This is a genomic window from Lacibacter luteus, from assembly GCF_004118265.1.
Taxonomy (GTDB): Bacteria; Bacteroidota; Bacteroidia; order Chitinophagales; family Chitinophagaceae; genus Lacibacter; species Lacibacter luteus.
Map to the genome: position 1 here is coordinate 1,244,821 of NZ_SDHW01000001.1, position 20,975 is coordinate 1,265,795.

22 protein-coding genes are annotated in these 20,975 nt (G+C 40.3%); 16 read left to right on the forward strand and 6 right to left on the reverse strand.

The window, feature by feature from the left end; genetic code table 11:
• Positions 1–8: 8 nt before the first annotated feature.
• The 7 genes from ESA94_RS04765 (at position 9) to ESA94_RS04795 (ending at position 9,804) form a co-directional block, all read left to right on the forward strand.
• A complete protein-coding gene (locus ESA94_RS04765; protein ID WP_129129699.1) occupies positions 9–1,154 on the forward strand; it encodes a serine hydrolase domain-containing protein in 1,146 nt (381 codons plus the stop codon).
• A gap of 80 nt (positions 1,155–1,234) precedes the next feature.
• Positions 1,235–1,858, forward strand: a complete 624-nt coding sequence (locus tag ESA94_RS04770; RefSeq protein WP_129129700.1) for a hypothetical protein — start codon at positions 1,235–1,237, stop codon at positions 1,856–1,858.
• A gap of 255 nt (positions 1,859–2,113) precedes the next feature.
• Complete coding sequence (locus tag ESA94_RS04775) at positions 2,114–2,620, forward strand: lipocalin/fatty acid-binding family protein (RefSeq protein WP_129129701.1); 507 nt, start codon at positions 2,114–2,116, stop codon at positions 2,618–2,620.
• A 146-nt stretch (positions 2,621–2,766) separates the two neighbouring features.
• Complete coding sequence (locus ESA94_RS04780; protein ID WP_129129702.1) at positions 2,767–4,191, forward strand: ATP-binding protein; 1,425 nt, start codon at positions 2,767–2,769, stop codon at positions 4,189–4,191.
• A 14-nt stretch (positions 4,192–4,205) separates the two neighbouring features.
• On the forward strand, positions 4,206–5,867 hold the full coding sequence (locus ESA94_RS04785) for an FAD-dependent oxidoreductase (protein WP_129129703.1): 1,662 nt from the start codon (positions 4,206–4,208) through the stop codon (positions 5,865–5,867).
• Between the two features lie 102 nt (positions 5,868–5,969).
• Entirely contained in the window at positions 5,970–7,580 is a 1,611-nt protein-coding gene (locus ESA94_RS04790; RefSeq protein WP_129129704.1) for an OmpA family protein, read from the forward strand.
• 229 nt (positions 7,581–7,809) lie between these two features.
• Positions 7,810–9,804, forward strand: a complete 1,995-nt coding sequence (locus tag ESA94_RS04795; protein ID WP_164972651.1) for a PAS domain S-box protein — start codon at positions 7,810–7,812, stop codon at positions 9,802–9,804.
• Positions 9,805–9,807: 3 nt separating this feature from the next.
• Here the strand turns inward: ESA94_RS04795 and ESA94_RS04800 are convergent, their stop codons facing one another.
• Together ESA94_RS04800 and ESA94_RS04805 are read right to left on the reverse strand one after the other, a co-directional pair.
• Entirely contained in the window at positions 9,808–10,179 is a 372-nt protein-coding gene (locus tag ESA94_RS04800; RefSeq protein WP_129129706.1) for an iron chaperone, read from the reverse strand.
• A 23-nt stretch (positions 10,180–10,202) separates the two neighbouring features.
• A complete protein-coding gene (locus ESA94_RS04805; RefSeq protein ID WP_129129707.1) occupies positions 10,203–11,186 on the reverse strand; it encodes a GlxA family transcriptional regulator in 984 nt (327 codons plus the stop codon).
• Between the two features lie 139 nt (positions 11,187–11,325).
• On the opposite strand from ESA94_RS04805, the gene ESA94_RS04810 reads away from it, so the two are divergent.
• The 9 genes from ESA94_RS04810 (at position 11,326) to queG (ending at position 16,825) form a co-directional block, all read left to right on the forward strand.
• The gene (locus tag ESA94_RS04810) at positions 11,326–12,066 is read left to right on the forward strand and encodes a DinB family protein (protein WP_129129708.1); all 741 of its coding nucleotides are present in this window, start codon (positions 11,326–11,328) and stop codon (positions 12,064–12,066) included.
• An 81-nt stretch (positions 12,067–12,147) separates the two neighbouring features.
• The gene (locus tag ESA94_RS04815) at positions 12,148–12,681 is read left to right on the forward strand and encodes an SRPBCC family protein (RefSeq protein ID WP_129129709.1); all 534 of its coding nucleotides are present in this window, start codon (positions 12,148–12,150) and stop codon (positions 12,679–12,681) included.
• A gap of 13 nt (positions 12,682–12,694) precedes the next feature.
• Positions 12,695–13,072, forward strand: coding sequence for a DUF1801 domain-containing protein (locus ESA94_RS04820; RefSeq protein ID WP_129129710.1), 378 nt, complete (start codon positions 12,695–12,697; stop codon positions 13,070–13,072).
• Positions 13,073–13,089: 17 nt separating this feature from the next.
• Entirely contained in the window at positions 13,090–13,533 is a 444-nt protein-coding gene (locus ESA94_RS04825) for an SRPBCC family protein (RefSeq protein ID WP_129129711.1), read from the forward strand.
• 10 nt (positions 13,534–13,543) lie between these two features.
• Positions 13,544–13,954 (forward strand): VOC family protein, encoded by a 411-nt coding sequence (locus tag ESA94_RS04830; protein ID WP_129129712.1) that lies wholly within the window; start codon positions 13,544–13,546, stop codon positions 13,952–13,954.
• A 24-nt stretch (positions 13,955–13,978) separates the two neighbouring features.
• Positions 13,979–14,398 carry a VOC family protein gene (locus ESA94_RS04835; RefSeq protein ID WP_129129713.1) on the forward strand — a complete coding sequence of 140 codons (420 nt, stop codon included), beginning with the start codon at positions 13,979–13,981 and terminating at the stop codon, positions 14,396–14,398.
• Positions 14,399–14,472: 74 nt separating this feature from the next.
• Positions 14,473–15,483 carry a serine hydrolase domain-containing protein gene (locus ESA94_RS04840; protein WP_129129714.1) on the forward strand — a complete coding sequence of 337 codons (1,011 nt, stop codon included), beginning with the start codon at positions 14,473–14,475 and terminating at the stop codon, positions 15,481–15,483.
• A 65-nt stretch (positions 15,484–15,548) separates the two neighbouring features.
• Positions 15,549–15,890: a hypothetical protein gene (locus tag ESA94_RS04845; protein ID WP_129129715.1), complete on the forward strand. Its 342-nt coding sequence runs from the start codon at positions 15,549–15,551 to the stop codon at positions 15,888–15,890.
• Positions 15,891–15,892: 2 nt separating this feature from the next.
• Positions 15,893–16,825: a tRNA epoxyqueuosine(34) reductase QueG gene (gene queG, locus ESA94_RS04850; protein WP_129129716.1), complete on the forward strand. Its 933-nt coding sequence runs from the start codon at positions 15,893–15,895 to the stop codon at positions 16,823–16,825.
• A 173-nt stretch (positions 16,826–16,998) separates the two neighbouring features.
• Here the strand turns inward: queG and ESA94_RS04855 are convergent, their stop codons facing one another.
• The 4 genes from ESA94_RS04855 to ESA94_RS04870 form a co-directional block, all read right to left on the reverse strand.
• The gene (locus tag ESA94_RS04855; RefSeq protein WP_129129717.1) at positions 16,999–17,574 is read right to left on the reverse strand and encodes a hypothetical protein; all 576 of its coding nucleotides are present in this window, start codon (positions 17,572–17,574) and stop codon (positions 16,999–17,001) included.
• Positions 17,575–17,578: 4 nt separating this feature from the next.
• Positions 17,579–18,823: an LVIVD repeat-containing protein gene (locus ESA94_RS04860; RefSeq protein WP_129129718.1), complete on the reverse strand. Its 1,245-nt coding sequence runs from the start codon at positions 18,821–18,823 to the stop codon at positions 17,579–17,581.
• 61 nt (positions 18,824–18,884) lie between these two features.
• On the reverse strand, positions 18,885–20,303 hold the full coding sequence (locus ESA94_RS04865; protein WP_164972652.1) for an outer membrane beta-barrel protein: 1,419 nt from the start codon (positions 20,301–20,303) through the stop codon (positions 18,885–18,887).
• Positions 20,293–20,853, reverse strand: a complete 561-nt coding sequence (locus ESA94_RS04870) for an RNA polymerase sigma factor (protein ID WP_240670987.1) — start codon at positions 20,851–20,853, stop codon at positions 20,293–20,295. Before ESA94_RS04870 ends, ESA94_RS04865 begins: the two co-directional genes overlap by 11 nt.
• Between the last annotated feature and the right edge of the window lie 122 nt (positions 20,854–20,975).

A 20,975-nucleotide genomic window follows, 5' to 3' on the forward strand; every position in this document is an offset into this window, starting at 1 on the left:
CAGAAAGAATGTCATTTAATCGCTTCAACATCCGCCCCAAAGTCAGTGCCAGTCTTGTTTTTCTGTTATTCTTTCAGTTTGCTTTTGCCCAACAGGATTTCAGCAAGGTGAACGATTGGGTAAATACCAATCTTACCGACTTAGGCGGCCGGGCTGTATTAATGATCTATAAGGATGGAAAATTTGTATACACACAAAACTTTAACAATTTAACTAAAGCACAGCAGAACCGTGGAAAGATCAAAGCCAAAGTGCAGGGCAAGGATGTGGAAGATGTGTTGCAGGATTATACCACTACTACACGTGAACGTATTGCCAGCAGCAGCAAATGGCTGACTGCTGCATTACTGATGACATATATTGATGAGAACAAAGTTCGCCTGACCGACTCCGTTGGTAAATTTCTTCCTGTAATGACAAAGTATGGCAAAGGCGGCATTAAAGTATGGCAATGCTTAAATCATACAACAGGTATTAAAAGCGGTGGTTTGCGTGATATGCTTGGAGGAATGAAAAACGTAAAAACAATGTTTGAAGCCATTGAACAAATTGCCATGTTGCCGATGGAAGGCACACCCGGCAAATATTTTCATTACAGTAACACCGGTTTACAAATCGTTGCAGCCATTATTGAAAAAGTAAGTGAAAAAGATTTTGAAACTGCTTTCAAGGAACGCATTGCCGATCCGCTTGAAATGAAGAATACCGATTTTGGAAAGAATGGAGTACCACTTGCAGCAGGCGGAGCTTACAGCACTCCGGAAGATTATATGAATTTCCTGATCATGTTATTAAATGAAGGAGAGTTCAATGGCAAACGCATTATCAGCAAAGCATTGGTGAATGAAATGCAGAAAAACCGCTTAAGCCGTGATGTTGAATTAGCATATTCACCTGAAGAAGCAGGCAACTGGGGTTATGGTTTTGGTGAATGGATCATTGATGCGCCATTGGCGGTGAGTGAAAAGAAAGATGCGATGCCGGTTTCGAAACGAGGCGTTGCCGTAAGCAGCCCCGGATTGTTTGGAAGTTTCCCCTGGATCGATAATGATAAAAAGTATTGTGCGTTTTTGTTTGTGTACAATTTAAAAAACAATGGGCGACATGAAAAGTATAGAGAGTTGAAGGGATTAGTGGATAATGTTATGAGGTAAATAACAAGATATAAAAAGTCTCCATATTTTTCTGCGGAGGTTTATGTAACAGTAGATCATTTTGCATCAACCTATAAATTATGAAACATAACCTTTTAACATTTGCACTATTCTTTCTCTACGTAACAGCTCTTGGACAGGTAAAAAAGGACTTAAATATAAAATATAAACTGCGGGGGCAAATCTATGCTCACTCAAGCATTGAAGACACAACTGCAGCGGGTGGTTTCGGCAGTTCGGATAATCTCGCAAAGCAAATTAATGACAGTATAATTTTCGATGAAACTGGAATATTTTTAAAGATTGATACAACAAAAATTGTAAGTATCGCAGACAAATTCAATGGCTACAATCTATTTTTAGGAAATAAGACTGACACTATTTTAAAACTTGAAGCCTCCGACAGTAGGCTTTCGATTATTGCAGAGGCTTTTTATAAGAACGAATGGCAAGCAATTGAATACTTGCCAAGCAGTTGGTGTGGAAATAGTTATCACAATGTTTATTTAAAGACAAATCAATTCTGGGCTTTTGTTATTCCAAGGTTTACTGGAAAAATAAAGACGAAAATCAGATATAAGCTATTAATTTCAAAAGGCAACTACATTTATTCGAATGAAATAAATGCAAGTATAAACAAAGGACAATTGACAGAAAAACAAGGGCACAAATCTCAAGGTCTTATGGATCCTTACATTGACTAAAACCCTGCCTAAAAAAATTAATTAGTTTTTACTTGTAATCGTTCTTGTCTGTCCTTATTTCATGCGACACAAACCGAAGCATGTCACTCATTAGCACTTTTCCTTCTGCAATTCTTTCAATAGAATTATTGACAATTCCTACTGCTTTTATATAAAGCATCAAATTTCGAAATAGTGAAATTTACTTAAACGGCTAACACTTATTCAACAACCTCCTCTATTTCTCTTTATATTTAATGACTTAAAACAATTAATATGAAAAAGATTTTCCTCAGCAACATCTTTTATGCATTAACGATTCCCTGCCTCCTTCTTTTTTCATTTACCACAGTAACTTACCGGGCTAATTTTTCCGGCGAATGGAAATTAGATGAATCAAAAAGTGAATTAGGCAATGCTGCCGGGCGCACAGCACGCTCATTAAAAGCAGAACAAAAAGAAAATGATTTAACCATCAGCAGAACAACTCCCGGTTTTAATGGCGGTAACCCGGTTACTACTACATTTACAGTAACCTACGATGGTAAAACGACAGAATCAGAAGGTTTTGGTGGATCAAAAAGAAAATCAACTGCAAAATGGTCGGATGACGGATCAACACTCACCATCAACAGCGTTATGACCTTTGAAAGAGATGGTCAGACAATGGAATTTAAATCAGTTGAAACATGGTCGCTCACAAGCGAAGGTTTACTTTCAGTTGTTACGCAAACCACTTCTTCACGTGGCGAATCAACAACAAAAGCAGTTTACAGTAAGTAAAAAAAATATACCCATCATCAAACGCCACTGCATTGCAGTGGCGTTTGTGTTTGTAAAATACTGTTGTATATTTAAGTACCTGGCTTTATGATCAACACCTGGTGATATTCCCTGCCTCAACATCATTTATTATTAAGTAAACTTTTATGCAGCCATCAATTGAAGATCTGAGAAAAGTTATTGCATTCAGCGATCTGCCTGATGAACATTTGCAATGGATCATCGATCGTTCGAAATACGAAGAATACCAGGATGGCGATATCATTGTAAAATATGGCGACCCGGCCGAAGTGATGTGGATTGCATTGGAAGGAAAAGTTACGTTCTACATGTACATTAACGGACGACAGGTTTATTATTTTACGTTTGAAAATACCAGTACCACCGGGGGCGTGGGTGGATTACTGCCATACTCTAGAATGAAAACAATGCCCGGCTATTCCTATGCCTTGGGCGATGTAAAAATGCTGCGTCTTCATAAAGATCATTTTCATGAGCTGGAATTATTAAATCCTGATCTCATTCAACGGCTCATTGGTTACATGACCGAACGTGCAAGAATATTTGCCACCACACAATTGCAACACGAAAAGATCGACGCACTAGGTAATCTTGCAGCCGGCATTGCACATGAGTTAAATAATCCGGCAGCAGCCATCAGCGGTATTGCCGACGAGCTTACAAAACGTGTAACACGCAATTACATACTTACCAGGCAATTGCTCGATTGCAATATGACAGCTGAGCACATTCAAACCATTCATTCAATCATTGAAAAAAAGGAAACCACAATAACAGAAATAACCAAGCACACTACCATGCAACGGATACAGGCCGAAGATGATATTGAAGACTGGCTGGAGAGCAACGGTATAAAGCAACGTGAAGCAGCAGAGACCTTTGCTGAATTTGGACTTTCGTTAGATGAACTGGAACAGATACGTACTGATGCAGGAGCAGATGCATTTACACGTGTAGTTCCGTGGTTGGAAAATCTCATCAGTTCGCAAAAAATGATCAAGGATCTCAGCGATGCTTCAGATCGTATTTCAAAGTTGGTTGCTTCTATTAAAAGTCATGTGCACATGGATCGCACAAACGATCTGCAAACAACCAATGTTCATACTGATATTGAAAACACATTAACACTGCTCGGATTTAAGTTGCGTGGAAAGAATATTGAAGTGGTGAAAAAGTTTTGTGCTGATATGCCCGTAGTGCCTGCTTATGTTGGCGAACTGAACCAGGTGTGGACGAACTTAATTGACAATGCTATTTTCGCCTTAGAACAAAACGGAATACTTACCATTGAAACAACCTGCACTTCAAAAGATGTAACAGTTGCGATCATCGACAATGGAAAAGGTATTCCAAAAGAAATTGCTTCCCGCATTTTTGATCCGTTCTTCACCACCAAGAAAGTGGGCGAAGGCACTGGCATTGGATTAGATATTGTAAACCGCATCATTAAAAGGCATAATGCTGATATAAAAGTTGAATCAGCGCCCGGCAGAACAGTGTTTAAAGTTTGTATTCCACTATCGCAACAAATCATATCACACAATCAATAGCATAAACAAAAAAGATGAAACTTCCTTATATCATATTAATTGATGACGATGTTCAGGTGCTTCGTGCTATTCAACGGGACATTCGCAACCAGTACCGTGATGATTACAAAATAGCAGCAACAGAATCAGCAACAGAGGCTCTTGAACTAATTAAAGAACTGAAGTTGAAGAACGAAGTAGTGGCCTTATTCATTTCAGATCAACGTATGCCCGAAATGGAAGGCGTTGCTTTTCTTGAACTGGCAAATGAAATTTTTCCGGAAGCAAAAAAAGTATTGCTTACTGCCTATTCTGATATCGAAGCAGCTATCAAAGCTATCAACACAGTTAAACTGGATTACTATTTACTGAAACCCTGGCATCCTGCTGAAGAAAAATTATTTCCTGTAGTGAATGATCTGTTAGATGAATGGCAGGCATTGTATAAGCCCGATCATGAAGCAACAAGGATCATCGGTTTTCAATGGTCGCCTAAAAGTCATGCACTCAAAGAATTTCTTTCGGGAAATCTTGTTCCTTACATCTGGATGGATGTAGAGAATGATCCTGAAGCAGAAAAATATCTCATCAGTGCCAATGCATCAACATCAGATCTTCCATTGGTGATTTTAAAAGATGGTTCTGTCGTTAGTAATCCTGAATTATCTACACTTGCAGAGCGTGTGGGCCTGCAACAAAAAGCAACCAAAGAAATGTATGATGTACTCATCATTGGTGCAGGGCCTGCAGGACTTGCAGCATCAGTTTATGGTTCATGCGAAGGTTTAAAAACATTGTTGATCGAGCGAAGCAATCCCGGTGGACAAGCCAGTAGCAGTGCACGTATTGAAAATTATCTTGGCTTCCCAACAGGTTTATCAGGTGCTGAGTTAAGCAGAAGAGCCATTACACAAACACTTCGTTTCGGTACAGAAATTCTTACACCACAGGAAGTAAAAAGCATCAGCGTTAAAGATGGTTATAAGATCACAGAGTTAACAGATGGCTCGCAGATACATAGCAAAGCAGTTGTTATAGCCACCGGTGTTGCTTATAAAAAATTAGAAGTGGAAGGCATGGATTCGTTTACCGGTGCGGGTGTATATTATGGCGCTGCTGCTGTTGAAGCGCAGGCATGCCGCAACGAAAGCATTTATATTATTGGCGGCGGCAATTCGGCTTGCCAGGCTGCCATGTACATGAGCAAGTTTGCAAAAGATGTAAATATTCTTATTCGAAAAGATAAACTCTCACAGGTTGCTGCCAATTATCTTGTAGAAAATATCAGCAACACGCCAAACATCAAAGTGCTTCCACATACAGAAGTGATTGCCTGCTCAGGCTCAACCATTCTTGAAACCATCACATTAAAAGATGCAGTTACGGGCGAAGAAAAAACAGTTCCTGCAAAAGCATTGTTCATTTATATTGGTACAAGACCGGGAACCGGTTGGTTAGATGATCTTGTATTAAAAGATGAAAAAGGATTTATTCTCAGCGGTAGTGAATTGATGAAAGAAAAATCTTTTGCAGCCGTGTGGAAATTAGAACGTGAACCTTTTCTTTCGGAGACAAGTGTGCCGGGTATTTTTGCTTCAGGCGATGTACGCTTTGGTGCAATGACAGGTATTTCTGCTGCAGTAGGGGAAGGTTCTATGGCCATTCGTTTTGTGCGGAAGTATTTACAGGAGATGTAAAGAACAACATTTACTTATTGATAATTTACGTTTCATTTATTCGTTGTTCTACTATTTTTCACCTCTACGATTTGCTGTAGCTTAGCAGCAAATCCTTTACCCGTGAAACGATCTGTATCTGTTATTTTTTGTTTACTTTTTGCTTCTGCTTGTTTTGCGCAACCTCTGGCCGATACTGCAGGCAAGTTGATTGAACAGAAAGAAAAAATTATTACTGCTTCTACTGTCATTAAAATAGAAAACCTGGGCTTTCGTGTTAACTCCGAACTTCCGGAATTACGCCCAACCATTTCTGCCGACGGCAATTTGTTATTTTTTATTTGCGAAAGCCATCCCGATAACAATCATGCCCACGAAGTTCGCAACTCGCAGGATATCTGGTATTCCGTTCGTGATACTGCAACAGGCAAGTGGACAGACGCACAACATTTAGGCTTCCCTTTCAACACTGCACACTACAATGCTGTGTATTGGATATCGCCTGATAAGAACAGAATACTCTTACGCAATGCTTTTGTAAACGGCGATTATTATGGCAATGGTGTAAGCATGAGCGAAGTACAAAAAGACGGACGGTGGAGCAAACCCGATATGTTGAAAATAAAAAACTATTACAAATACGATCGTGGATTTCAATCGGGAGCAAGCATGTCGAACAACGGTCAGGTACTGTTGCTGTACATGAGCGAAGAAGCCAAGAGCAGACTGAATAAAATTTATGTTTGCTTTTTACAACCCGACGGCACCTGGAGTGAACCAAAAAGTGTTGGCAAAAAAATTAATGTTACCGGTTATAATCAAATGACACCTTATGTTGCTGCCGATGGACTTACACTTTATTTCAGCAGCGACAGACCCGGTGGCATTGGCGATCACGACATTTGGATGAGTAAGCGTTTAGACAGCAGCTGGACAAAATGGAGCGAGCCTGTTAATTTAGGCGAGCCGATTAACACTGCAGACTTCGATGCTTTTTTTACATTAGATGCAGGCGGTGAATATGCATACCTCACCAGCAGCTTTCAATCGTTGGGAAAGAGTGATATTGTGCGTGTGCAATTACTTGAAAAGGAAAAGCCTGATCCTGTACTGTTGATTACAGGTAACGTTTACAATGCAAAAACAAAGCAGCCCTTAAGTGCCCGTTTAATTTATGAAACTTTGCCCGACGGACAAACTGCAGGCGAAGGATTATCAGCTCCCGGCGATGGTGCATTCCAGGTTACACTACCCTACGACAAGAATTACATGATCCGGGCAACAGCCGATCACTTTTTTGCGCAATCGGAAAACTTTAATCTCGATTCGCTGGTAAAGGCAGGCAATAAAATCATTCATAAAGATCTTTACCTCGTTCCTATTGAAGTGGGACAGATTGTACGATTGAACAATGTGTTTTTCGATTTCGACAAATGGGACCTCCGCCCCGTTTCGTTTGTAGAATTAAATCTTGTAGTGAAGATGCTTAACGAAAATCCTGCTATCAGTATTGAGCTTGGCGCACATACCGACAGTAAAGGTTCGGATGAATACAACATCAAGCTAAGCCACAACCGGGCACAAGCTGTAATGCAATACATTTTATCGAAAGGCATAACACCCGATCGATTATCGTTTAAAGGTTATGGCGAAACGGTGCCTGTTGCAACAAACGATACCGACGAGGGCCGGCAATTAAACCGAAGAGTAGAGTTTAAAATAATTTCAAACTAAAATCTGCACTTCAACATTATGTGCACTCGTATTTTTCAACCATCATAAACGCTGCAGCCACTTCTTAAAAAGGCTTTTTTCAACCCAGTTTGTACAAACCTGCTTTATAAACAAGTCTATCTGGCTAAAAGAACAACATATCGAAGTTGATCAATATATAATAGAATGGGTTTATATGTAAGGAAGAACTACCTTCGTTTACTTTCAGGGGCGGCATACTATGTTTAAGTTGACTAAAAATCCAATTTCTGCTATCAGCTCTGTAATACTCTTTGGAGCTTTACTCATTGCTTTATTATGGGTAAACATTTTTCAACAACTGAAAAAAGAAAAAGAATTTGCAATTAACAAGGCAAAGCAGCTTAATGCCAACCAGGCGCTTGCGCTAGAAAGCTTTGCCATCCGAACAATTCAAAATGCCGACCTTATTCTGCAGGTTGTACGATCAGAATATATACAGAACAATACGTTCAGCGACTTCCAGCTTTTTGAGCACAATACTACAATCGATCAAAAACTACTTGAAGGTGTAGTGATCATGAACGCACATGGCGATCTTGTTTCATCCTTTCACCCATTTCATCCGGACTCACTTACAAACTTCACAACCAAAGAATATTTTCAAATTCATACAACTACTGCAAACGACAGTCTTTACATCAGCAAACCAATTACATCACGCCTGTTTTCAAAAGCTGTTATTGTTCTCAGCCGTAAAATCATCGACAAAAACAATCAGTTTGCAGGAGTTATTGCTTTACAGATATTTCCGGAAACCTTCACTTCATTTTCTGACGGCGCTTTTGTTGATTCGTTTGATATTGTTTCATTAATTGCACCCGACGGTACAACCTATGCACGAAAAACAGGCGCAGTTGCGAGTTATGGTGAGAACATCATAAAAAGCCCTTTGTTTCAACATTTAAAAAACAAACCTGTTGACAATTATTTCGCAAAGGATGCCATTCGTCATATCCCCACTTACTTCAGTTATCGCCAACTAAAAAACTATCCCATTATTGCGACAGTAGGTAAACGGGAAGTTGATGTATTACGGGATTACACAAAAATAAAAACAAAATCGCTGCTGTTTACTTCTATCATTACGTTACTGCTTGTGATGTTTTTGTTTGTAATTATCAGGAGTATTCAAAACAGGCGTCGCTTTTTTTATGCACTTGCAGAAAGCGAAGAGAAATACCGCTCAATGTTTGAAAACAGTAAAGATGCTATTTTACTTACAGAAGACAACGGCACCATCATCGATCTTAATGCAGCTGCTTACAATGTATTTAAGTTGAATTACCCAATGCCTTTTGTGCGGAACATTTCAGAATTTATTGTAACAGAAATTGCTGCTCATTCATCCGCTGTATTTTATAGACAGCAAGCATTTAATGGCGAAGTGGAACTGAAGCGCTCCAACGGATCTGTATTTACAGGAGAGATTGCATCATCATTATACAAATCGAAAACCGGTTGCCATGTAGCAGTTATTGTAATAAGAGATGCAACCGAACGCAGGCGTTTAGAAAACGAGCTGGCTAAAGAACGTAATCATCGTGAACAACTGATCATGCAGCAGGTTATCCAGACACAGGAAAGGGAACGTGAAATTATTGGCGGCGAATTACACGACAATGTATGCCAGATTTTATCGATGACGAAACACTACCTGGAGCTGATTGAACGTAACCGGGAAATAAGTCAAACCTATCTTCCGCAGGCAAGACAATTGATAGATGACTCCATACAGGAAATAAGACATCTTTCGCACGCTATTAATCCTCCAACATTAGCTGCAAAAAACATTGTAGATGCTTTAAACGTTTTGTTTAACAATATTACTGCTACAGGCAAACTAACCATAAGCTTTAATTACAGCCATACTTTTACCGATCTTGATATGCAGCAAAAACGTGCAATCTTCCGTATTGTGCAGGAACAGCTCAACAACGTTTTAAAACATGCTGCAGCTACAGAAGTTCTGATTTCCTTAAGTCTTGAAAACGACGATCTGCATTTAAGCATTGCAGATAACGGCAAAGGCTTCGATCCGTTAAAACAACATGCAGGCCTTGGATTGAACAATATGGAAGCAAGGGTAAAGGCTTTTGCAGGAAGAATTACTGTTGTTTCTTCACCGGGCAAAGGTTGCAAAGTGGAAGCGGTAATTCCTTATGTGAAGAACAGCGAATTGCTTAAGCAGAAAAACTTTTATTAACTGCTACTTCTTTTTTGCTGCAGCTTTTTCCAGGTTTTCCTTTACACGGAATTTTACAATCTTCGTTACCAATGCAAGCGGCAACTTTTCATCGATCGGGAATTGAATTGCACCTTTTGATGTTTTATATTTTTTCAATTCATCTGCAAATGCTTCGATACCTGAAGGTGCAGGATAAAAGCCAATATGATTTTTATACCCGGCAAAATGTACAAGATTACCCTGCAGCTTAAAGGTTGGCATACCGTAGCTGATGGCTTCTTCGGCCTTTGGCGCTGCCTTAGCAATGGTACTACGCATTTGCTGCAGTAAAGTTTGTGTGCTTACAGGAAAATCTACGAGGTAAGCATCGATGGTTGTAATGGATGTATTCATACTAATGTTGTGTTGAAATGATTTTACACCGCAACCGCTTCCTTATGATATTTATTTCTATAGGCAAGTGGCGACAACCCTGTGATCTTACGAAAAACGGTGCGGAATGCTTTTTCATCTGAATAACCGGTATCGTACATTACTTCGTTTACATTCTTGCGGCCGCTTTCGAGCTGGCGTTTGGCTGCTTCTACTTTTACACGTTGAATATATTCCACTACTGTATTTGCTGTTGCTTTTTTAAACCGACGCTCCAGGTTACGACGGCCCAATGCCAACATATCGGCCAATTGATCTACCGTTATTTTATCCTGGTAATTACGTTCAATATATTCCTGTGCTTTTTTGATCGATTCATCTTCGTGTGATTTCTGACCATTAAAGATGATAAAGGGCGATTGACTTTCACGATCAATATCGATCATAAATGTTTTTGCAATACGCACTGCTACTTCCCGCCCTGCATATTTTTCAATAAGATAAGCCAGCAGGTTTAAAAAAGAGTAAGCACCTCCGCTGCTGTACAAACCATCTTCTTCCGTCATAATACGATCATCAACTAAATTCACCTGCGGAAACATACGGCGGAAATCATTTGCAGCAATCCAGTGTGTAGCACATCGCTTGCCATCGAGCAAACCTGTTGCCGCCAGCAGAAATACAGCAATACAGAAGGTAGCTACTTCTGCCCCTTGTTCATACTGCTCAACAATCCAAGGAATAAATGCGGCATTTGTTTGCATTGCTTTTTCCAGATCGCCATGCATGGCAGGTATAATAATAAGATCGGTTTTCTTTACATCATTGATCAGCACATCGGGCTGTATGGTATACAATCCGTTTCGTTGCGGAACAGAACCTTCAAGTCCAACCAGTTGAATACGAAAAGCAGGCTCCATGCCCATAGCCTGCCGAATATTATTTACCTCCGACAAAATCTGGTGTGTGCCATCAATATTTGGCAAACTGGAATGACCAAGAGGTACAAGAATTGAAATATGCTTCATATGGCTTTTTATATGATGATCAAGTTAATGAGAAATCAAATGTAGGAAATGCATTTGTCGTAATCAACCCCACACAATTTCGGAAACACACCCTTTCTTTCCAAAAGGAAGCGATTAGGTTTGTGCAGCAAACACAAATATGTTTACAAACACAATTCATACAGCAACCTTATTAACCGGTATTGAGGAAGTAAATACAGCAATGCTGCATTTACTTACTACAGCCAATGAAGATGCGCTTCATTTTAAACCCACAGCCCGCAGTTGGTGCATTGCACAAATAGCCGAGCATGTATTACTTTCTACAAACTCTGTGCTAAAGGCGATGGCCTTAAAAGGAAGCAAATCGCAGCGGGATCCGGCTGAAAAAATTGAAGAGCTGCAACTAATCTTTCTTGATTTTGAAAAGAAATACAATTCTCCCGAATTTATACTGCCAACAAAAGACATTTATGTTAAAGCAGTTTTATTGGAGGAGTTTGAAACAACACATCTGGCGTTAATGCAGCTATTGTATAAAATTGATTTTGATGAAATGATCGACCATCCTGCATTCGGCAATATCAGTAAATTGGAAATTGCACACTTTGTGTGGTTTCATACGCAGCGGCATTTGCGGCAGATGAACAACTGCCTGCGGCTATACCGGCAAACAAAACCTCAGCAACCTGCAATTGAGTTATTTAAAACCAATGTAACCACAAAACCGGAAGCCGACACGATCATTAACCGGTTGAAACTGCATTATCCATCTTCAAAAATTACCATAGACCTGAACGACTGTGATAAAATATTAAGAATAGAAGGTGAACGGGTGCAACAGAAGCTGATATTAACAACACTTGAGCAACTCGGGCACCGAGGATCTGTTTTTACTTAATGATTGACCAGCGGCGGCCTAATACCGGAAATTATTTTTAGATTTAACTACACACATTAACCAACCTTAAACTTATCTATCATGAGATTTATTAAACGCATCCTCCTCGTTTTACTTACACTTATTGCAATTCTGTTAATTACGGCATTGTTCATCAGTAAAGAATTCAGCTTATCGAAAGAGGTAGTCATTAACAAACCCAAGCAGGAAGTATTCGATTATGCAAAACTCATCCGCAACCAGGAAAAATACAGCGTATGGGTTATGGCCGATCCCAACATTAAAATTGTTTATACTGGTACCGATGGTACTCCGGGTTTTACATCATCCTGGGAAAGTAAAGACAAAAACGTTGGCGTTGGTGCACAGGAAATTATTGAAGTAAAAGACGGAGAAAGCATGAAAGTGGAAATTCGTTTTAAAGAACCAATGGAGGGCACCAACTACGCTAATACAACAGTTACAGCTATTAACGAAAACCAAACAAGAGTAACCACTACCTTCTCCGGCAAATCGGCCTACCCAATGAACATCATGAACCTGTTTATGGACAAGTTTGTTGGCAACGACATGCAGACAAACCTCAACAACATGAAGAAAAATCTTGAACAATAAATTGCAGCAAAGCATGGCCACAAAAAAAACAAAGCCAACCGATGAAGAACAGGTAGCTGAATGGATGAACAAACTGGAGCATCCGTTAAAAGCAGAAATTGATGCCGTGCGGCAGCTGATAAAAGATAGCAACCGGCAAATCAATGAACGTATTAAATGGAATGCTCCCAGCTATTATTGCAACGAAGATTTTTTAACTTTTAATCACCGGGCAACTAAGCATGTGCATCTTATCTTTCATCATCCTTCAATTGTAAAAATAAAATCGGCTTTACTTGAAGGCGATTACAAAGACAGACGGATGCTTTACCTGACCGACATGAAAACGATCAACGCAAATAAAAAAGAACTGCAGCGTATTGTAAACGAATCGGTGCAGTTAATTGGTTAACCCTTTATTTATATTTTATGGAACGACTTCATTTTTCTGTAAAAATCAACGCCCCCAAAGAAAAAGTATGGGACGTACTCTGGACCAAAGGCAACTACGAAGCATGGACGGCTGTATTTGCACCAGGCTCAACAGCTATAAGCGATTGGCAACAGGGAAGCAGAATTTTATTTACCGATGGAACCGGCAACGGCATGGTAAGTGAAATAGCTGAAAAAAGAGAGAACGAATACATGTCGTTTACGCATCTCGGCGAAATAAAAGACGGGATTGAAGATACCACAAGCGACAAAGTAAAAGTATGGAATGGATCGAAAGAGAACTACACACTTACACAAAACAATAACGGCACCACACTTGATGTGGAGATAGACATCAGTGCGGAATATAAAGATTACTTTCTTGGCACCTGGCCAAAAGCAATGGAAGTAATTAAAACAATGGCCGAGCAAACCAATTAAACCTTATCGTATGTCGCATGTAAAATCGATCTACATTAACCTGCCGGTGAAAGACCTTGCAGTAACAAAAGCATTCTGGACGAGTTTAGGCTTCAGCTTTAACGCACAGTTCAGCAACGATAAAGCTGTCTGCTTAATTCTGAACGAAGGCAGCATTTATGCTATGCTGCTAACGCATGAATTCTTTGCCGGCTTCACTACCAGAACTGTTGCCGATGGCAGCAGTACACAGGTGATTATTGCTATAGATGTTGAAAGCAGAGAAAAAGTAGATGCCCTTGTGCAGGCAGCGTTGGCTAACGGCGGCAGCCGCTATCGTGAAGCAGCCGATCATGGATGGATGTATTACGATTCCTTTGCAGATCCCGACGGGCATCAATGGGAAGTGATGTTTTCCGATCCTTCAAAGTTTCCCGGTTAATTACAAAAGTTTAAAAATTATTTTATGCCCGCAACACTCAATCCTTATCTCAGCTTCGAAGGCAATTGTGCAGAAGCCATGCAGTTTTACCAGCAATGTTTTGGTGGCGAACTCAACATTCAAAAAGTGAAAGAAGCACCCATTGCAGCACAGATGCCTCCGCAAATACAGGAACAGGTAATGCATGCACAACTAAACAGCGGTGCAATTGTTATTATGGGTTCCGATATGAACCGCACCAAACTCAACAACGGTAACGGCACGCATCTTTGTGTACAATGTACTTCAGAAGAAGAAGCTCACCGCTTCTTTAACCATCTTGCAATTGACGGCTCAATTATTGAACCGCTTGCCCGCATGTTCTGGGGCGGACTCTATGGTTCCTTAACCGATAAATACGGTAAGTATTGGTTGTTTAATTTCGAGGAAAGTACGCAGGCTTAAACCTTGTTAATATTGAAACGGGTGCTTGCTTGCATACTGTTTCCAATTATCTTTAGCAGCATAAACTTTTTTACATGAAGCGGATGCTGCTTTTTCTTTTTTCTGTACTCGCACTTAACGGAACGTACGCACAAAACTTTAGTGAAGTTGAACAGTTCCTGCTCAATAATCAAAAGCAATTGGGCGACGATCAGGCGCTGATGATCTACAAAGGCGGAAAAGTTATTTACCAGAAAACATTGGGCGATTTTAAACCAAACATACAAGCCCCCATTGGTGAAAGCAGCCAGTGGTTAACAGCAGCGTTGGTAATGATACTGGTGCAGGAAGGAAAAATTTCGCTGGATGATAATGTAGGAAAGTATCTCCCCATTTTTCCAAAGTGGATGAAAGGATACATCACTATCAGGCATTGCCTCAGCCATACCGATGGCATTGAACCCGACAAACAAGGTGCAGGAAAAATGTTTCAGCGCAACAGCTTTACCACACTGGAAGATGAAGTGAATCACTATGCAGAAAAGAGAGCTATTGTAAACAACCCCGGTGTATGGTTTCAATACAACCAGATAGGAACAAATATTGTTGGCCGTGTTCTGGAAGTGGTTACAAAGAAAAAGTTCGACCGGTTGATACAGGAAAAACTGTTGCGGCCCATGAACCTGCGCTTCACTACATTCAGCAATTATACTTCTGCCATCAGTCCGTTTGATGGCGCAAAATCAACTGCAACGGAGTACACAAACTTTATGAGCATGTTGCTGAACAAAGGCATGTTCAACGGCAAACAGATCTTAACCGAAGCATCAGTAGCTGAAATCATGAAAATACAAACCGGCAATGCCCTCAATAAATTTACTCCGCCTTTTATGAATGGCTACAGCTATGGCTTAGGCACATGGGTTGAAGAGGAAGGTAAAGTTGTAAGCGCTGTTTCGCAAAACGCCCCGTTTGCATGGATCGATTATTGCAAAGGCTACACCTGCATTTTACTTACCAAAAAGGAAAGAGATCCTTTAAAACGTGAATTGTACGATCAGTTAAAAACATTGGTTGATGCACAGATAAGCGGCGGTTGTAAATAAGAAGAAGGCTGTGTTCATGTTTCGTTTTGTACCTTTCCGGCAGTTCTGTTTTTAAACTCTGTAGCATGTACGAACACAGTAAACAACCGCTTGCTCCCAAGCACAAATATTACAAACGCATGGCCTGGAATTTGTTTACAGCTTCCGGCATTTTAAGCATCTGCCTTGCAATTGGAGTACTTGGTTATCACTATACCGATAATATTCCCTGGCTTGATGCATTGCACAATGCTTCGATGATACTTAGTGGCATGGGGCCGGTTGTAACCATTACATCCGATGGAGGCAAACTCTTTTCTTCGTTTTACGCATTGTTCAGCGGTGTTGTTTTTATTACCAACATTGGTTTAATACTTGCACCTGCTGCTCATCGCCTGTTTCATAAGCTGCACATTCAAGACAAATAGTATTGATACCTGTAACTGCATATACTTCTTTCATTAAACAAACAGCAACAAAACTTGGTTTCAGTTTTTGCGGTATCAGTAAAGCTGTGCGGCTCGATGATGATGCAAGGCGTTTGGAACAATGGTTGAGCAAGGGCATGCATGGCCAGATGCAATACATGGAAAATCATTTTGAGTTGCGTGTTGATCCTGCAAAACTTGTTCCCGGTGCAAAGAGTGTAATAACACTGATGATGAATTATTATCCATCTGCAATGCAAACAACCGATGGACCAAAAATTTCGAAATATGCTTACGGCAACGATTACCACGAAGTAATACGCAGCAAGCTGAAAGAGTTGTTGTTTGAAATGAACAGTTCGATTGGAGAAGTGAATGGCCGTGGCTTTGTTGACAGTGCTCCTGTTCTTGAACGCAGCTGGGCAAAACGAAGTGGTTTGGGATGGATCGGCAAAAACGGCAACCTCATCAACAAACAACAAGGCTCGTTCTTTTTTTTAGCAACGATCATTTGCGATCTTGAACTGGAGTATGACGATCTGTTTGCAAAAGATTATTGCGGCAGCTGCACCCGCTGTATCGACAATTGTCCAACCGATGCAATTCTGCCCGGTAAAGTTGTTGATGGCAGCAAATGTATTTCCTACTTCACCATTGAATTAAAAGATGCCTTGATCGACGAAAGTATGCAAGGCAAATTCAACAACTGGCTATTTGGTTGCGATGTTTGCCAGGATGTTTGTCCATGGAACCGCTTCAGCAAACAAACTGCAGAACCTGCATTTACTCCTCTTCCCCAAATACTCAATCTTTCTACTAAACAATGGGAAGAGATGACCGAAGAACTATTTAAACAGGTTTTTAAACACTCGCCGCTTAAACGCACAAAATTCAGCGGCATTCAACGCAATCTTAAATTCATTCAAACAAATTAAAAAAGAAAGGCTGTCCCAAAAGGAACGTCATTGCGAACAAAGTGAAGCAATCTCGATAATAAGACTGCTTCGTTCCTCGCAGTGACGATCGTGTATTAAATGACGATCCTTTTGAGACAACCTTATCTATAGGTGTATCCCGGTTATATATCCGAGAGATGATAAAGCAATGGTTAAAACACAAAGCCAAACTTTATTGCGATGCGGTTGAAAGAATAATTATACTTGAGCTCTGATGCATAATCAACCCCTGGCCCTATTATTGACCACCAGCTGAACCCTTTTTGCGTTTCTTCTAATTGTTTGTGCGAATAACCGACGCTGATGAGAAATGCATCTTGCTTTTTTGTAGCAATTTTCAATCCTATCCCTGCATCGGTAAACAAACCCGGCGTCTGATCAATGATATTCTGTTGCTCTTTATTTTTTGTCCAGGCGAAATTAACACCGGCATCGCCGTAAAGAAAAAAGGTTTTACGCTTTGCAGAAAAATCGTACCGCACATCGGCAAACAATGGAACACTCCGCTGCAAATAAAAATCGAGACCTGTACCTACACCGGCATACCATTTTTTATGCCGCATACCGGCGATGGCCTGCAATGTTGCTGACTCTGCATTGTCGCCAACAAGCAACCCTGTTTGTACAATCGTTTCAAATTTCAATGGCATTGCTTTTTGCTTTTGCTGATTTACTTGTGCATAAACAAACAAAGGAGCCATCAACAGCAAACAGAATATTTTTCGCATAGCTTTATTTTTGAATAGCAATACTGCTACGTTGCTGAATATTGTTTGTATTGCTGTAATCGAACTGCAGCAAGGCTGTTTTTGTTACAACCAATGCATTACCGTTCCATGCAATTACATCGTATGCTTCAAATCCTTTAAACTGTTTTATAAGCTTAAGATCGGTTGGCGAAGATGCATCGTAAACTTTCAATCCATCTTTTCCATCGCATACAAACAACAGGTTACCATCTTTCGATAAACCATGCGGATTTGTTAACTGATAGGTCTTCAACAACGAAGGCGATTGCAGATTAGCAATATCCAACACATCCAGCTGGTTAATAACAGCCCGGCAATTGTTACCGCTTCGGAGTGTTACATACGCATGTGTATCATCGGCAATTACAGGATCGCAGGCAAGCACATGTGCAAACGCTCCTTTCTTTACAGGTGCCGAAGGATTTTGCAAACTGTAAATAAACATGCCGGTATTGGAGCCAATGAACAAATGATCTTTAAATGGAAAGATGGTTTCAATGCCCCAACCAAGCTGCACAGTGTTGAGCTGTTGCGGTGCATCAGGATTTTGCAAACCAAATACTTTCAGATCAGTGGTTGAAACCGTATAGAGATATTCGTTCTTTAATGCAAAGCGTGCCATTGAACCATTGATGCCAACTGTTGCAGTATTGGTTCCGCCTGATGCAAATGAAGACAATAACATTGCCGATCTGTCGAACCATCCAAACATTGGTGTACCGGAGCAACCAATTTCAACGGAAGTATCTTTTGTATTCCAGTCAACAATTACAAGATTGGTATCTGCAACAAAGCCCGATGTATACATTCTGTGTGGAAATACTTTTGTTGTAATTTTTGCAACACTTACCTGTGTAGGATTTGTAATATCAAGTGTGATGAGATCGTTATACAGATCGGCATACAAACGGTTTCCCTTCACTGCCAGGTCTACATTACCCGGCATTTCAATAAACGAAAGATTTTTCGGTTGCGACGGATTGCTGTTATCAATTACATGAATGCCTTTATTGATTTCATTAAGAAAAATATACGAACCAAACAGCGTTATTTTACCCGGACTTGTAATAGCTCTTGCCGGTTTACTTTTAATATCGGCATATACTTCCTGTCTTGCTTTGTAAACAGGGCGATAGATGGTATAGGTTTGTGTGCACTTATCTTTCAGGCAACTGCTGAAAAACAAAATCGGCAACAGCAATAATGCGTAAGGTTTAATCCTGGTCATAGCAGTAGTTTATTTAGAAGGTTGACACTGCTACTTTAAAAACCGTTGCTCCTTTGCTTTTTTATTTCGTAAAATAAAAACGATAACGTACTCCGGTTTGCCACCAGTAATCGCTTGCAGTTGTTTTGTAAACAGGTCGTAACCCATAATTAAAGAACAAACCCAGTTGCGATGTTTGCTTTTTTGTACTCCATTCGTACAAAGGAGCAAGTTGCAGCACAGGTTGCCATGTAGTAGCTTTTGCAGTAGCGGTTCTTCCTGCAACTAAACTTGTACCGGAATATCTGTAAGCAGATGCAACTGTTCCTTTCTTTGCAGAAGACAATGTAAACCATTGTTGCAAGCCTGTACCTAAACGAAATACCCCACCTGAAGTTGATGCAATCTTCCATTCTATCTCCAGCGGTATTGCAATGCTGTGCGTTTTAAACAAAGCACTGCTTTCTGTTTTCATAACTGTTGAGAAACTGTTTGTTGTTTGGTAAAAACTATCTACCCGTTGTGTTTGTTCAACTTTATAACTGCTGTACTGGTATTGCAAGCCTGTAACAAATGCATGTTTCTTTAAAATAGTTTTACGCACAACAACCCCTGCACCAAACTGCAGCGCAGGTTTAACCGTAAACTGGTTTACCGTAATACTTGTAGGGCCTCCCGATCCGCCATTGTTTCCAAACAACGGTGAGGCGTCGGCACTCGACGACATTACTCCCGGAAAAACACTTTCTCTTATTTGGGCAATACCGGTATTAACATGCAACCCAACACGCCACTTATTTTTTGTTTTAGTGCTGCTGTCAGCAGGCGTCATACCTGCGGTAGTTGAAACTGAATCAGCATTTGTTTGTACTGTATGATCTATAGTTGCGCTGGTTGTTGTTTCAGATTTAGTATTTACAACAGTTGTTGTATCAACTACTGCGCCTTCATCTTTCTTTTCGGTTGAAACAATGGCTACTTCTTCCTTCGCCGGAAACTGTTTGCTTTGCTGTTGATCTTTTGCAACAGGCAATTTTATTGAAGACTTTGTTACTGTTACTTTTTTGTCTTTCCCTTTTACTGACACAATTGCCGCAGGCCGTTGCTGCTGTTTGTTTATGCTTTGTGGTTCTGCTTCGTTTAGTGAAGCTATTTTTGTACCGGTTGCTGTATTCGTTATTGCTTTATTTTCCTGCTGCTGTTCATTTAATGTGATTGTGCTTTTACTATCCGCTTCTTTGTTTTCTTTATTAACAGTTGTGTTGTTGATTGTTGTTTGATGAGTTGCCGTCGGTTTACTTTCACCATCTCCTGATATTATATAAAACAATCCGGCTCCGCCCAAAAGCAGTCCTGCAAAAAGAAAGAAGAGTACCCATCTGCGACGCTTCCTGTCTTCTTTCAACTGCGCATCTACATTTTGCCACACGGCATCCGATGGCTTCAGCTTAAAGCCGGCCATCTCCTGCCCTATTTTTTGTTCAAATTGATTATCCTCCATACACTTTCTTTTGGGGTTCGGCATTATACTTTTCTATCCAGGTGATCAGCAGGTTACGGGCACGCATATACTGGCTGCGGCTGGTACCTTCGGAAATACCAAGCATCTTCCCTATTTCCACATGCGTAAAACCTTCTACAGCGTGCAGGTTAAAAATGGTTTGATAACCGGTTGGTAATTGCCGTATCAGTTCGGCCAATTGTTTAGCTTGCAGTACTATTTCAGGGTTTTCATTACTTACAGGATGCAACGGCTCGCTCAGGAAAGACATATCGTACTGGTATTCCTTTTTCTTTTTGAGATAGTTCAGCGCTGTGTTCACCATAATCATTCTTATCCATCCTCCCAACTCTCCTTCGTTCCTGTACGAATGCAGGTTACGAAACACTTTAATAAACCCTTCCTGCAACACATCTTCAGCATCGGCCAGCGATTTGGTGTAGCGGAAACAGATACCCAGCATGGTTTCAGCAAAAGCATCATAGAGTTGCTTTTGCGCCACGCTGTTGCCACGCAAACATTCTTTTATTAATTGCCGCTGATCGATCATTCGGGTTTTGTAATGGGTTGACAAAGCTATTTCCTCAATCGTTGCTTTGTTGTAAATTTTTCTTTAAAAAAGAGAAGCCCCGTTAGAAAACGGGGCTTGAACACTTAAAACATAACTACTGA